Genomic DNA, 13,579 nt, shown 5'->3' with positions numbered 1-13,579 from the left:
CACACGTCATCCGGTCTGGAGGGATCGGGGCGTATCAGGGGGAAAGCCATGTTGAATCGAAGACTTGCGATGGCCGCGGCGGCCGTCGTCGGAACCCTGACGCTCGCATCGTGCGAAAAGGGTCCCGAAGTGGTCCCGGCCAAATTCGCCGCCCGTCCCTCGGTGTCGGACATCAACGAGGCCTATCCCGTCTTCGCCCGGATGGCGCGCATCCCCGGCAAGGTGAAGATGCGCTGTGAATACACCATCTCCGGCACGCTTCAGCGGTGCCGTCAGGTGGCGGTCGCGCCGGAAGGTCTGAATTTCGAAAAGAGCGTGTCGCGCCTGCTGGCGAAATACACGGTCACGCCCCAGACCTATGACGGTCGCCCGGCGCCGGCCCCCATCACCTTCGTGATCAGCTTCGACCCGCCCGCCGCGCCCCAGCCCTACGCCGGTGAACCGGTGCGCGACGCCGACGTGGCGTCCCTGCGCCGTCAGCTGTCCTACATCGGCGCGGCCGAAGGGGAGTCCGCCGCCTATCGCGCCGCCCGTACGGTCGAGGTGGATCGGATGAACGTCGTCAGCGGGATGGTCACTCGCGCCTTCGAGGCGGAAGGCGCGCAACGCCGGGCGACCATGCCTCTGGCCGTCGTACAGACCATCCAGCCGGACGATCGCGCCCGCCTGTCGCGCCCGGACGCCTACATCATGCTGCCCACGATCTGGCAGATCGAGGCGACCAGCCCCGAGTTCTTCGCCGCGAACGAGCGTCTGGCCGCGCATATGCGCAACGCCTACTGCGCCGCCTATTCGTGCAGCACCGAGTTACCGGCCACGGCGGCCGAATAAGTCAGTAGGCGGGGGCTCAGGCCCCCGCGTCTTCCGTGCGCTTCTTCATCAGGGCGTCGAACGAGCCCCAGACGCCGTCGGCGCCGTGCCACGAACCCTTGGTCGCGGCCTTGGAGTATTCGGTGGCGCGGGCTTCAAAGAAGTTGGCGTGCTCGACGCCCGACAGCAGGGACTGCAGCCACGGCAGCGGGTTCTCGTTCGAACCGCCGTACAGTTCCGGCAGCTGCAGCTGGCGCAGGCGCCAGTCGGCGATGAAGCGGATGTATTTCTTGATGTCGTCCGGCGTCATGCCCTTCACCGGCCCCATCTCGAAGGCCAGGTCGATGAACTTGTCTTCCATGTTCACGACGGTGCGGCAGCACTCGACGATGTCGTCCGCGACCGACTTGGTGACCGCGCCGGTCTCCTTGTTGAAGGCGTGGTACAGCTTGATGATGCCCTCGCAATGCAGGCTCTCGTCCCGCACCGACCAGGACACGATCTGGCCCATGCCCTTCATCTTGTTCTGACGCGGGAAGTTCATCAGCATCGCGAACGAGGCGAACAGCTGAAGCCCCTCGGCGAAGCCGCCGAACATGGCCAGCGTCCGGCAGATGTCGGCGTCCGAATCCACCCCGAACTGGCCCATGTAGTCGTGCTTGTCGCGCAGGGCCTCATATTCCATGAAGGCGCCGAACTCGGCCTCGGGCATGCCGATGGTCTCGAGCAGCAGGGCGTAGGCCGCGATGTGGATGGTCTCCATGTTGGCGAACGACGCCAGCATCATCTTGACCTCGGTCGGTTTGAACACCCGACCGTAGCGTTCCATGTAGTTGTCCTGGACCTCGATGTCCGCCTGGGTGAAGAAGCGGAAGATCTGGGTCAACAGGTTGCGCTCGCTGTCCTCCAGATTGGCGGCCCAGTCCTTGACGTCCTCGCCCAGCGGCACCTCTTCGGGCATCCAGTGGACCTGCTGCTGCTTCTTCCACATGTCGAACGCCCACGGATAGCGGAACGGCTTGTAGGCGGCCGACGGGGTCAGCAGGCCGGGCGTGATCAGACCTGTGGGCGAGACGTGCGCGTTCATCGTGGGAGCTCTGACGGCGAATCCGTGAAAATGGATTTTCACCATGCGGGCGAGCGGCCCCGGTGCCAAGCCGAAATGCGGCTATTTAGCGATCACTTTTTTCAGGACCCCTAGATGTAGTAGCTTAACCATACGCGTCTGGGGACGAAGCGGGGGATGGTTCGGGGCGGACTTGCGCCGGCCCGCCAAGGACTTGAGCATGGAGCGCTCGATCAGGCCGCGCGGCCGACCCGGGCTTCCGGCAGGTCGCCGGACAGGGCGCGACTGACGGCGTCGAACAGGCCCGCCTGACTGACCGGCTTGGCCATGTGGGCGTTCATGCCCGAGGCGAGACAGCGGACCACATCCTCGGGCATGGCGTCCGCGGTCATGGCGACGACGGCCAGTCCGCAGCCCTGCGGCAGGGTCCGGATACGACGCGTGGCCTCCAGCCCGTCCATGCGCGGCATCCGCACATCCATGAGCACCAGATCGAAGATGTTCGCCTGGACGGCCTCGACCGCCTCGACGCCGTCGCAGGCTTCCACGACCTCGCAGCCACAGGCCTGCAGCATGATGCGGGCGACCTCGCGGTTCACCGGATGATCGTCCACGACCAGAATGCGGGGCGCGCGCTCATCCCCCGGCGCATCGGCCGCGGCCGGGACGGGCTCGGGGAAGTCCACGACAGCGGCCGGCGCGGCATCCTCCAGACGCGCCAGCGGCAGATGCAGGATGAAGGTCGAGCCGGCGCCCACTTCGCTCTCGACCTCGATCCGGCCGCCCATACGGGCGACATGGCGGGCCACCAGCGCCAGTCCCAGACCCGTGCCGGAGTGACGGCGTCCGATGGTGGCGTCGACCTGTTCGAACGCCTCGAACAGGGCGGGCATGGCGGCGTCGGGAATGCCGATGCCGGTGTCGGTGACGCGGATGACCACGCCGCCGGAATGATGATCCAGCCGCACGGTCACGTCGCCCGTCTCGGTGAATTTCACCGCATTGGCGATCAGGGGATGCAGGGTCTGGCGCAAGACGCGGCGGTCACAGGCGAAGCGGGCGCCCGGCGGCAGGTGGTCCTCCACCGTCAGCGACAGGCCCCGCGCATCGGCGGCGGCGCGGCTGGGGGTCGTCGCCTCCCGCGCCACGGCGGCCAGATCAAGCGCCTCGGGCGACAGGGCGTCGTCGCCATGGGCAAAGTCCAGAATGTCCTCGACCAGCATCAGCAGGCCGGCCCCGGCCTCGCGGATCTGATCCACCTGCCCCCGCGCATCGGGATGCAGGTCGGCGCGGGTGGACAGCAGGTCGGCGAAACCGGCGACCCCGTTCAGCGGCGTGCGCATCTCGTGGCTCATCACCGCCAGGAAGCGCGAGCGGGCGGCCGAGGCGTCCTCGGCCCGGCGGCGGGCCTCCTGCGCGGCCAGGGTGCGGGCGCGCAGCCGCGCTTCCAGCCGACGCCGCTCGCTCATCACCGTCGACAGCGGCAGAACGGTCGCGACCATCGCCAGCATATAGACGTGGTAGATGCCCAATTGCCGCACGATGGTCGGAACAGCCTCAAGGCCCTCGACCGGCACGGGCTGATAAAGACTGACGGGCCCGTTCCCGGTCAGGGTCGCCACGCCGCTGATCGCGGCCTGGATCAGCAGGGCGCTCCCGGCCAGGGTCGGCGACAGGCGCAGGGTGATCGCCAGCATCGGCAGGAAGGTCAGGAACTGCAGCGGCGCCTGGTCCTGAAGGAAGACGGCGAAGGTCACCACCATCATCCCGCCCATCAGGGCGACGGCTTCGAACCGCGAGGGAGGGGCGACGGCCCTGAACCGGTGCGCCCGGGCGAAAAGCAGCAGCACCGGCGTGACCAGCAACAGGCCCATCAGCTCGACGCCGGCCAGCGACCGGAAGGTGAAGAACAGCAGCGACAGCGGCGGATGACGCATCCCCCACAGCACGGTGACTCCCGCCGCGGCGACGACGGCGACCGAGACAACGGCGATAAGGGCGAAGCGCATCAGGCGGCGCGGACGGCGCATGTCCAGCGCGGCTCCGCAGAACCGGCGGGTCTGGATGGCCACCAGCCAGGCCAGCGCCATGTTCATCAGCGCATTGACCCACAGCAGCACGCCCGGGTCGCCCCGCAGGACATTGGAGAACAGGTTGATGGCGAAACAGGCGGTGATCACCAGCATCGCCGGACGGCGGTGCAGTTGCAGCAGGGCCGCCACCATGATGCCGTTCGAGAGCCAGACCGTGACCGCGCCGAAATTGGCGGTGCTCCAGTGGCCGATGGTCTGGGAGGCGGCGAAGAGCAGGACATAGGCCCAGGGCGCCGGACCGGCGACCCGACCCGCTTCATGCCTGAACAGACGCCAACGTCCCTGCAACTGGAGGCCTCCCGTCTCCATCCCGTCGCACTACCGTTACGGTTCGATCCGTAAACAAACTTGCTTGAGGTCGAATGAGGAATTTCACCTAACGCGGGTGTCGGCTCCTGTACGGAACCGTGAGTGAGGGACGACCGTTTTTTGACCCGCGCCGCCTTCCTGCCGCGCCGCGGAGGAACGCCATGTCAGACCTGATCGCCGCACCGAGCTTCCATCCGCCGGAGGACGCCCTCGCCTTCTATGAGGAATCCCTGCGGCTGCTGAAGGAAAGCGGCATTCCCTTCCTGCTGTCGGGCACCTACGCCGTGACCGCCTATACGGGCATCAGTCGTCCGACCAAGGATCTGGACGTCTTCTGCAAGCCCGGCGACTACCCCCGCATTCTCTCCTTCTTCCAGGCGCGCGGTTACCGCACCGACGTCGAGGACGAACGCTGGATCGCCAAGGTCTGGAAGGACGAGAAGCATTTCTTCGACGTGATCTTCGCCATGTCGAACGGCACCATCGCCGTGAACGACAGCTGGTTCGGCGGCGACACGATCCAGGTCTATGGCCACGAAGTCGGCATCACCCCGCCGACCGCCCTGATCCTGTCCAAGGTCTTCATCCAGGACCGCTACCGCTATGACGGCGCGGATGTGAACCACGTCATTCTCAAGCAGTCGGACGCCATCAACTGGAAGGGCCTGCTCGACCAGATGGACCTCTATTGGGAAGTCCTGTTCGCCCATCTGCTGAACTTCCGCTTCGCCTACCCCACGGAGCGGGACCGGGTGCCCGGCTGGCTGATCGTCGAGCTGAACGAGCGCCTGCGCGCCCAGGTCGATCTGCCCGCCCCGCGCGTCAAGGTCTGCCGCGGCCGCCTGTTCAGCCCCCGTGACTATATCGCCGACATCAGCGAATGGGGCTTCGGCGACGTGGTGGGCAAGGGGCTGGAGGAGCGTCATGACCCCATACATTGAAGAAGGGCGCTATCGCTCGCGACGCGGTCGCTCGCTGCTTGAGCGCGGGGGCGTGGCATGAACGACCCGCAAACCCCGCAGCCCGGCCTCGACGCCGGTCCGAAGAAGAAACTGCGCGTGGCCGCCGTCGGCGATCTGCACGTCGGCGAAAACCACGACCGGCCGTACCGCGAACTGTTCGAACGGGTCAGCGACGACGCGGACGTCCTGTGCCTGTGCGGCGACCTCGTGAATTTCGGCAAGACGCGCGAGGTCGAGATTCTTCTGGAGGACCTCCGATCCTGCAAGATCCCCATGGTCGGGGTGCTGGGTAATCACGAGCATGAGTGCGGCCAGCCCGAGCACGTGACGAAGATGCTGTGCGATGCAGGCGTCCAGATGCTGACCGGGCAAGCCTACGAGATCGATGGCGTCGGCTTCGCGGGCGGCAAGGGCTTCGTCGGCGGCTTCGGCCGCTACATGCTCAGTTCGTTCGGCGAAGCGACCATCAAGACCTTCGTGCAGGAGGCGGTCGAGGACGCCAACCAGATTGAGAACTCCATCCGCATGCTGCGGACCGAGCGGTCGGTCGTGCTGCTGCACTACTCGCCGGTGGTCGACACCGTGGTGGGCGAGCCGCCGGAGATCCACGCCTTCCTCGGCTCATCGCGCCTCGGCGAGACCATCGACCGCTATGACAACGTCAGCCTGGTCGTACACGGTCACGCCCACCGCGGGGCCCCCGAAGGCCGGACGAACAAGGGCGTGCCGGTCTACAACGTGGCCCTGCCCGTGCTGCGGACCTTGGGCGACCAGCCGTATAGGGTGTTCGAAGTCTAAGACGACACGTCCACGACCGGGTCCTTCCAATCAGCGGGCGCCTCGATCTTGGCATCAACACCTGCGTGCTCCTTTAGGAGATAGAGCAGGTTGCTTCCCGACAGGAGTTCGATCGGCTTTCCATCCGCAAAGGTGAAAGCTGCCTTACCGTAACCGCTTGTGGTGACGAGAATCCCCTTCGAGGCGCCCTCATTGTGCATTGTTCCGAAAAGGTCTCTGACCGCGCTGACACCAACCGTGTTCTTGTAACGTTTGGCCTGCACAACGACCTTACCGCCAAGTACGGGGCGAGGATCAAAGGCCACGCAATCAACACCGCCGTCTCGCGACGCTTGGGTCAGCTTTGTTTCCAAACCCATACTCTGAAAGAGATTCGTGATCAGGGATTCAAACTCGCCCGGCGTTAGCTCCATCAAGTTCGGGCGGGTATCCAATGCGGACAGCACATCTTGCTCTTCAACAAACCGAGGATCGGCCATGTTGATATCCACAACAGGCTTAATCGCGAGAAGCTCCGCGGGACTGCGTGACACGGTCGCGTTCAGCCTTTTCAAACACGCCACCGGATCAACCGCGCGCAACTCAACCCCCGTGAAAGCCTCGCGAGTTGTTCGCAGAGAAATAACATAGGGACGGACTTCCCGGCCCGTGGCGGGATCGATAGCGACCACAAACCCATTGAATGCCACGATGTCCAAAGGAGACGGTTCCAAAGCGACTAGCACTTCGTGAACGGTCCTCAGCGCGATCTGGGAAATGACTGTGAGGTATTGCTCTTTCCTTGAACGCTCGCTCCTTGCCTTCTCCCGGATTTGGTCCGTTGATCGGACGAAGGTGTAGCGCTCAACGGAGGGGATAGCCTCCAGCATCGTCGGCAGCTGGAAGTCCACAATCAGTTGCTTGGATTCTGGAATGTACCCGACCCGGTGAGACACGGGGAAAGAGTCTGGATAGGTTGAGTTAGCAAGGACGAGGTCGAAGTAAGCCGTAATCGCGTCGATATCCCCGCTATCGACTCCCTCTTGAAACGCGTCGATCTCAGAATTGTGCTGCTCCACAGATGCCTGAAGCGCTTCGACGGCGTTGCTTCGCTTTGAAACTAGGCTTTCGTATTCGGCCAAGGCGACTGCGAGCTGGCGCTGCCCCTTAGCTACATCGAGCTCGAACCGCTTCGTTGCACCCGGAACCAGCTTGTCGATCCAAGTAAGCGCCTTGGGCGTGAAGCGTTCAGGGTCCGGCCTCTGCAGCGCTCTAAGCGCCGGCGGCAACTCGGATAGCTGGAATGTCCTCTTAAGACGGGAAATATCGATGGCCGGACAACTTTGAAGGCCATCACGGAGCAACCCGTTCAACTCGTCGTTCAGCGCATCAAGATCCTCGTTGAGGTCTTCGGCCTCATACGCTCGATCTTCAAGGTAGGCTTTCCGAGCCTCCTTGGCGTCGGCCCGCGCTTGCCTTTCCATCGCCCGGCCATGTGCAGCATGGGCCCGGACATTCGCCCGATGGGCCCGTTCGGCGGCCCGTCCTGCCCTCATCAATGCCGCTGTGAAGCTTCTTGCCATTTAACTCCCCCGAGTATTTGGGGAGCTTCGCACACAGCTTCTGGGCGAGCCAGTATTTCTACCCCGCCTCTTCGTCCTGCAGCCGCGCGTGCGCCGCGCTCTGGCGGCGTTCGACGGCGTAGGCGACCAGCCACAGGGCCATGGCCCAGGCGGCGCCCGCGCACCAGCCGGCGATGACGTCCGAGGCCCAGTGTGCGCCCAGATAGACGCGGGTCAGGCCGATCAGCATCGCAATGGTGATCGCACACCCCAGAATGAAGGCCTTGAACCGCTTTTGCGGGAAGGCGCGGGTCAGCATGACCCCCACCGTCAGATAGAAGACCGTCGACAGCAGGGCGTGGCCCGAGGGGAAGCTGGCGTTCAGGGTCTCGACCGCCTGATAGGCCAACGGCGGACGCTCGCGCTCGAACAGGGCCTTCAGGCCTTCGCTCAGACAGACGCCGCCCAGCAGGCCGACCACCAACAGCAGGGCGGACAAACGCTTCCTCTGGATCAGCAGGAAGCTGAAGGCGATCACCGCGAACAGGGTCAGGACCGAAATCCCGCCCAGCGATGTCAGGTCCGCCGCCGCCTCGTGCAGCCACCACGGCCCGCGCGGCTCTCCGGCCACGGGCTGCAGCCAGTGCAGGACCTGCAGGTCGAACATCTGGCCGTCCGCCTCGGTCATGTCGTCAGCCAATTCCACGAAGGCCATCACCCCCAGGGCGATGACCAGCAGCGCGCTCAGCGCGGCGATTTCGGTTCGGGCGATGCGCAGTGCGCGGCGCCAGAATACGACTTGCTGTTCCCCGGTCATGGCCAAGCTAACGGTCACGTCTGTGAGACGTTCCCCTCACGCGTTCGTGATCAAATAAGGCGCAACCGTGTCATGCCCGCGTTACGGCCTGTCCACAGGCTCATCCCCCGTCTTGAACGCGATTCGCCCAGAAAGTGATCGTCAAGCCCGTTGACGGTTGGTTAGCCATCTGCGCCCCATATGTTGGCTCGGGGCGCGCTTCACCCACTAGGTCTTGTGGTTGAGAGCGCGGGGATACCTCGAAGATTTTTTGTTCAGGGCGGCGATCAAATGGCTGGCGGCGAAGCGTTGAAGACGGTGGAATTCCAGACGGTTGCGGGCGCAGAGGGCGAGGCTCGCCCCCATCTGTCGCTCGTCCCCTCGATCCAGATTGACCGTTCGCGGGATGATCTGCTCACGGACTTCGGCAAGAAGACCCTCGAGGACCGCTACCTGCTGGCCGGTGAGAGCTACCAGGACATGTTCGCCCGCGTCTCGACCGCCTTCTCGGACGACGCGGAACACGCCCAGCGCATCTACGACTATATGTCGAAGCTGTGGTTCATGCCGGCCACCCCGGTGCTGTCGAACGGCGGCGCGGATCGCGGCCTGCCGATCTCCTGCTTCCTGAACGCGGTCGGCGACTCGCTGGACGGCATCCAGAACGTTTGGAACGAGAACGTCGCCCTGGCCTCGAACGGCGGCGGCATCGGCACCTACTGGGGCGGCGTCCGCTCCATCGGCGAGAAGGTCAAGGGCGCGGGCCAGACCTCGGGCATCATCCCCTTCATCCGCGTGATGGATTCGCTGACGCTGGCGATCTCGCAGGGTTCGCTGCGTCGCGGCTCGGCCGCCGTCTATCTGGACATCCACCACCCGGAGATCGAGGAGTTCCTCGAAATCCGCAAACCGTCGGGCGACTTCAACCGCAAGTCCCTGAACCTGCACCACGGCATCTCGATCACCGACGCCTTCATGGAAGCGGTGCGCGACGGCAAGACCTTCGATCTGCTCTCGCCCAAGAACGGCGAGGTCATGAAGACCGTGGACGCCCGGAACCTGTGGCAGAAGATCCTCGAGATCCGCATGCAGACCGGCGAGCCCTATCTGATCTTCTCCGACACGGTGAACCGTCAGCTGGCGCCGCACCAGAAGGCGCTGGGCCTGAAGGTCAAGCAGTCGAACCTGTGCGCCGAGATCATGCTGCACACCGGCCGCGACCACCTGGGCGTCGACCGCACCGCGGTCTGCTGCCTGTCGTCGGTCAACGCCGAGACCTTCCTGGAATGGCGCGAGGAGCCGAAATTCATCGAGGACGTGATGCGCTTCCTCGACAATGTCCTGGAAGACTTCATCCGCCGCGCCCCGCCCGCCATGGCCGCCGCCGTCTATTCGGCCAAGCGCGAACGTTCGGTCGGTCTGGGCCTGATGGGCTTCCATTCCTTCCTGCAATCGCAGGGCGTGGCCTTCGAAAGCGCGATGGCCAAGTCGTGGAACATGCGCCTGTTCAAGCATCTGCGTCGCGAGGCCGACAAGGCCAGCCGTCTGCTGGCCGAGGAGAAGGGCCCGTGCGAGGACGCCGCCGAGATGGGCGTGATGGAGCGCTTCAGCCACAAGATGGCCATCGCCCCGACCGCCTCGATCTCGATCATCTGCGGCGGCACCTCGGCGGGTATCGAGCCGATCCCGGCCAACATCTACACCCACAAGACCCTGTCAGGCTCCTTCGCGGTGAAGAACCCCTATCTGAAGAAGCTGCTGGCCGAGAAGGGCCTCGACACCGAGGCGGTGTGGAACTCGATCCTCGAGCACGAGGGTTCGGTCCAGCACCTCGATCAGCTGACCGAGGACGAGAAGGGCATCTTCAAGACCGCCTTCGAACTGGACCAGCGCTGGGTCGTCGAACTGTCCGCCGACCGCGCCCCGGAAATCTGCCAGGCCCAGTCGATCAACCTGTTCATCCCCGGCGACGTGGATAAGTGGGACCTGCACATGCTGCACTGGCGCGCGTGGGAGACCGGCGTGAAGTCGCTCTACTACCTGCGCTCCAAGTCGGTGCAGCGGGCCGCCTTCGCCGGTTCGGAAGACAAAGCCGAGGCCGAGGTCGATCCGAACCAGCCCGACCTCTTCTCGGCGGCCCGCACAGACTACGACGAGTGCCTGGCCTGCCAGTAGGGCGTCGCCTGATCTGACATCGCGAGGGGCGGAGGCTTCGGCTTCCGCCCCTTTCGTTTGCGCGCGGCGCAAGGCCCTGCTCCCAGCTTGGCCATACGGAACCCGAAGCCCCGATGGATCGTAATCAGGGCAAGGAAGTGTCGTGAAAATGTCTGTTGGCGGACCAGCCCCGTTGGTGCAGGGTTGAATCTGTTAACGGACTGAGGGGACCGTTGATGCGTGGTACGGCGATCTTGGCCGGAGTTCTGGTGTTCGGGTCCTGTGCGGCTTCCGCCGTCGCGGGCGAAGAGCGTTCAGGCCAGGTCGCGATGCCTGACCCGTGGACCGTGACCCGCGAGCGCCCGGCCACCGTCTCGGATCTGCTCACCCGGATGGACCGTGACGCCCGCTTCGCCGAAGCGGTGGATTTCGAGGACACGCCCAACGCCGACGCCTACGATCCGCAGGACCGTGCGAACTCGTGGGCGGTCAGCAACCGGGATGTCTGGTTCGAGGGCGGGGCCTACAATGATCGTCTGCGCCTGCGCACCGAGGGCCGCATCCGTCGGATCGACGGCGCGCCGCTGCCGCCCGGACCGCTGGACGTCGCCGCCTTCGACGCCGAACACTATGAGGTCAGCTACACCCGCGGCTGGACCGAGAATCTGGGGCGCACCCCTTCGGGGCTGAGCGTCACCCTGACCCCGCACATCGGCGTGGGCGTCGGCAGCCGGGGCGGCTCGACCGAGGCCGGCGCCACCCTGCGCATCGGCCGCGACATCGGCGACGATCTGGAGGCCCTGGTGCCCGAGGGACAGGAAGCCTTCGGCGAGCGTCAGCGCTGGTATCTCTACATCGCCGGCTCGGGCCGGGCGGTAGGCTATAATTTCGCCCGCACCCGCGACGGAGACTATGCACGGTCCGGCGTCAGCCACGACGCCGGCGATTTCATGGGCGACGCCTCTATCGGCGTGGCCATCCGCCGGGGCCCCGTTCAGGGTTCGATCGGTCTGGTGTATCGCGAGATCGAGAGCCGGGGCCTGCGCCTCGACCAGGACATCGACGCCAAGGTCGACGAAGGCATGATCGCCTTCCAGATCAGCATCAAGCCGGAATGAGGCAGCAGTGAGCAGGGATCAGGCAGCCGTCTGATCAACCCTGCTGCCTGCTGCCTGACCACTGTTTCCTACTCCGTCCGCGCCACGCCCTCGCGGCGGTCGTCCGCGCCGCCGTCCCAGCCCCATTGTCCGTCCGCGCGCTGACGCCATATGCCGCCGTGCAAGCCCGAGTTCTCGCTGGCGTTGGGACGCAGGGTGATGCCGTTGGCCGCCAGCCCCTCGCGCAAGGCGGGGCTGAAGCGGTCCGTATCCGCGCCGAAGCCGGCCCCACGCGCCACCAGATTGGGCAGGGCGAAGGCCGACTGCACCGGCATGTTCCAGTCCAGCACCCCGATCAGGGCCTTGGTGTTATAGGCGAGGATCGAAGGGCCGCCCGGCGACCCGAAGGCGCCCACCAGCCGCCCCTGACGGTCCAGCACGATGATCGGCGACATGGACGAGCGCGGTCGCTTGCCCGCCGCCACCGCATTGGCCGCCGGTCCGCCGTCCGCCCGCGTCGGGGCGAAGGAGAAGTCGGTCAGCTGGTTGTTCAGGAAGAAGCCCCCGACCATCCGGCCCGAGCCGAAGATGCTTTCCACCGTCGTTGTCATGCTGACGGCGTTCCCGGCGGCGTCGACGATGACCATGTGGGTCGTGCCCGACGGCTCATGCGTGGCGTCCGGTCCCGGCATCACGCCGCCCGGAGGCGTGCCCGGCTGGGCCGCGCCGGTCAGGCCGGGCGCGAGCGCCGCGCGCGACGCGGCATAGCTCGGGTCCAGCAGGCCCTGCACCGGCACGCCGACGAAGGCCGGATCGCCGACGTAGCGATCGCGATCAGCGTACATCAGCCGTTGCAGCTGGGCGAAGGCGGTCCAGGCCGCGACGCTGTCCGGTCCCCGCGAGATGTCCGGCGTTTGCTCGGCCATGGCCAACAGCTGAAGCACGGCTACGCCGGACGAAGGCGGAGGCGGCACGCAGACCACATAGATCCGGTACGGGCGGCACAGGGCGCCCCGCTCGAGCGGCTGATAGGCGCCGATGTCGGCGGCGGTCAGGGCGCCCGGACGCGGCTCCTGCGCAACCGTTTCGGCGATCTCGCGGGCGATGTGACCGTGGTAGAAGACCTCCGCCCCCTGCGCGGCCAGTTCGGCGACCGTGCGGGCGTAGGCGGGGTTTTTCAGCACGTCTCCGGCGACATAGCGCGTGCCGTCCGGCCTGGTGAAATAGGCTGTCGCCCAGCGCGTGCGAGCCTGCGGCGCCTGCCCGGAAATCATCCCGGCCAGACGCGGACTGACCACGAAGCCGTCGGTCGCCAGTCGCTCGGCGTCGCTGAACAGGGCGCTCCAGGGCAGGCGGCCGTGCGCCTTCTGCGCCTCGGCCAGCATGGCCACCGCGCCCGGCGCGCCGGTCGAGCGGCCGCTGAGCACCGCCGACACGAAGTCCAGCGGGCGACCGTCTTCATAGAAGAGTTCCGGCGTGGCGGCGGCGGGCGCCGTCTCGCGGCCGTCATAGCTGGTCACCTCGCCCGAGGCGGCGTCATAGACCATCATGAAGGCGCCGCCGCCCAGACCGGACGATTGCGGCTCCACCAGCCCCAGCACCGCCTGCACGGCCACGGCCGCATCCACGGCCGAACCGCCGTCGCGCAGCACCCGCATCCCCGCCTCGACCGCCAGCGGATTGGCGGCGGCCACGAACGGGCCGCGCGCGGGCGGAGCCTCGGCCTGCGCCGGAATGGGGGTGGAAGTGGCGGGTGACGCCCCCGTCCCGCCCGTACAGCCCGCCACCGCCATCCCGAAAAGCGCGGCGGTCGCCGCCAACGTGCGGAAGGGACGGAAGGGACTCTGACGCATTTCAGGCTCTGGGGAGGCTTGGGGAGGGGAAACACCCTGCCGCTTCCCGGGGGGCGACGAAACCCCTTGAAGCGGGACTCGTGGATTTCGTGCAGAAAAG

10 protein-coding genes are annotated in these 13,579 nt (G+C 66.0%); 5 read left to right on the top strand and 5 right to left on the bottom strand.

Annotated elements, in window-relative coordinates; translation table 11 throughout:
* Positions 1–69 precede the first annotated feature (69 nt).
* Entirely contained in the window at positions 70–831 is a 762-nt protein-coding gene (locus tag FKQ52_RS02325; protein WP_168196768.1) for an energy transducer TonB, read from the top strand.
* A gap of 16 nt (positions 832–847) precedes the next feature.
* Here the strand turns inward: FKQ52_RS02325 and FKQ52_RS02320 are convergent, their stop codons facing one another.
* Positions 848–1,897 (bottom strand): ribonucleotide-diphosphate reductase subunit beta, encoded by a 1,050-nt coding sequence (locus tag FKQ52_RS02320; protein ID WP_141625690.1) that lies wholly within the window; start codon positions 1,895–1,897, stop codon positions 848–850.
* A gap of 212 nt (positions 1,898–2,109) precedes the next feature.
* Positions 2,110–4,257: a response regulator gene (locus FKQ52_RS02315; RefSeq protein ID WP_168196767.1), complete on the bottom strand. Its 2,148-nt coding sequence runs from the start codon at positions 4,255–4,257 to the stop codon at positions 2,110–2,112.
* 182 nt (positions 4,258–4,439) lie between these two features.
* Between FKQ52_RS02315 and FKQ52_RS02310 the strand changes: the two genes are divergently transcribed.
* Positions 4,440–5,219 (top strand): nucleotidyltransferase family protein, encoded by a 780-nt coding sequence (locus FKQ52_RS02310; RefSeq protein ID WP_141625688.1) that lies wholly within the window; start codon positions 4,440–4,442, stop codon positions 5,217–5,219.
* Between the two features lie 57 nt (positions 5,220–5,276).
* Positions 5,277–6,038, top strand: a complete 762-nt coding sequence (locus FKQ52_RS02305; RefSeq protein ID WP_141625687.1) for a metallophosphoesterase — start codon at positions 5,277–5,279, stop codon at positions 6,036–6,038.
* Here the strand turns inward: FKQ52_RS02305 and FKQ52_RS02300 are convergent.
* Entirely contained in the window at positions 6,035–7,600 is a 1,566-nt protein-coding gene (locus FKQ52_RS02300; RefSeq protein ID WP_141625686.1) for a restriction endonuclease, read from the bottom strand. The genes FKQ52_RS02305 and FKQ52_RS02300 overlap by 4 nt on opposite strands.
* A 58-nt stretch (positions 7,601–7,658) precedes the next feature.
* Complete coding sequence (locus tag FKQ52_RS02295; RefSeq protein WP_141625685.1) at positions 7,659–8,396, bottom strand: phosphatase PAP2 family protein; 738 nt, start codon at positions 8,394–8,396, stop codon at positions 7,659–7,661.
* A 270-nt stretch (positions 8,397–8,666) separates the two neighbouring features.
* On the opposite strand from FKQ52_RS02295, the gene FKQ52_RS02290 reads away from it, so the two are divergent.
* Positions 8,667–10,550 (top strand): ribonucleoside-diphosphate reductase subunit alpha, encoded by a 1,884-nt coding sequence (locus FKQ52_RS02290; RefSeq protein ID WP_141625684.1) that lies wholly within the window; start codon positions 8,667–8,669, stop codon positions 10,548–10,550.
* 215 nt (positions 10,551–10,765) lie between these two features.
* Positions 10,766–11,647 carry a lipid A-modifier LpxR family protein gene (locus FKQ52_RS02285; protein ID WP_240811715.1) on the top strand — a complete coding sequence of 294 codons (882 nt, stop codon included), beginning with the start codon at positions 10,766–10,768 and terminating at the stop codon, positions 11,645–11,647.
* A gap of 68 nt (positions 11,648–11,715) precedes the next feature.
* Here FKQ52_RS02285 and FKQ52_RS02280 read toward each other — a convergent pair whose 3' ends face one another.
* Positions 11,716–13,479 carry a gamma-glutamyltransferase family protein gene (locus FKQ52_RS02280; protein ID WP_141625683.1) on the bottom strand — a complete coding sequence of 588 codons (1,764 nt, stop codon included), beginning with the start codon at positions 13,477–13,479 and terminating at the stop codon, positions 11,716–11,718.
* Positions 13,480–13,579: the final 100 nt, after the last annotated feature.

The organism is Brevundimonas sp. M20, from assembly GCF_006547065.1.
GTDB lineage: Bacteria > Pseudomonadota > Alphaproteobacteria > Caulobacterales > Caulobacteraceae > Brevundimonas.
The sequence above is the reverse complement of the archived record's forward strand: the minus strand, read 5'-3'. Positions and strand labels throughout refer to the sequence as shown.

What these genes read in the sequence shown, in the direction of transcription:
- FKQ52_RS02325 (WP_168196768.1), top strand. Translation starts at nt 70, where the DNA reads ATGGCCGCGGCGGCCGTCGTCGGAACCCTGACGCTCGCATCGTGCGAA.
- FKQ52_RS02320 (WP_141625690.1), bottom strand. Translation starts at nt 1,897, where the DNA reads ATGAACGCGCACGTCTCGCCCACAGGTCTGATCACGCCCGGCCTGCTG.
- FKQ52_RS02310 (WP_141625688.1), top strand. Translation starts at nt 4,440, where the DNA reads ATGTCAGACCTGATCGCCGCACCGAGCTTCCATCCGCCGGAGGACGCC.
- FKQ52_RS02305 (WP_141625687.1), top strand. Translation starts at nt 5,277, where the DNA reads ATGAACGACCCGCAAACCCCGCAGCCCGGCCTCGACGCCGGTCCGAAG.
- FKQ52_RS02300 (WP_141625686.1), bottom strand. Translation starts at nt 7,600, where the DNA reads ATGGCAAGAAGCTTCACAGCGGCATTGATGAGGGCAGGACGGGCCGCC.
- FKQ52_RS02295 (WP_141625685.1), bottom strand. Translation starts at nt 8,396, where the DNA reads ATGACCGGGGAACAGCAAGTCGTATTCTGGCGCCGCGCACTGCGCATC.
- FKQ52_RS02290 (WP_141625684.1), top strand. Translation starts at nt 8,667, where the DNA reads ATGGCTGGCGGCGAAGCGTTGAAGACGGTGGAATTCCAGACGGTTGCG.
- FKQ52_RS02285 (WP_240811715.1), top strand. Translation starts at nt 10,766, where the DNA reads ATGCGTGGTACGGCGATCTTGGCCGGAGTTCTGGTGTTCGGGTCCTGT.
- FKQ52_RS02280 (WP_141625683.1), bottom strand. Translation starts at nt 13,479, where the DNA reads ATGCGTCAGAGTCCCTTCCGTCCCTTCCGCACGTTGGCGGCGACCGCC.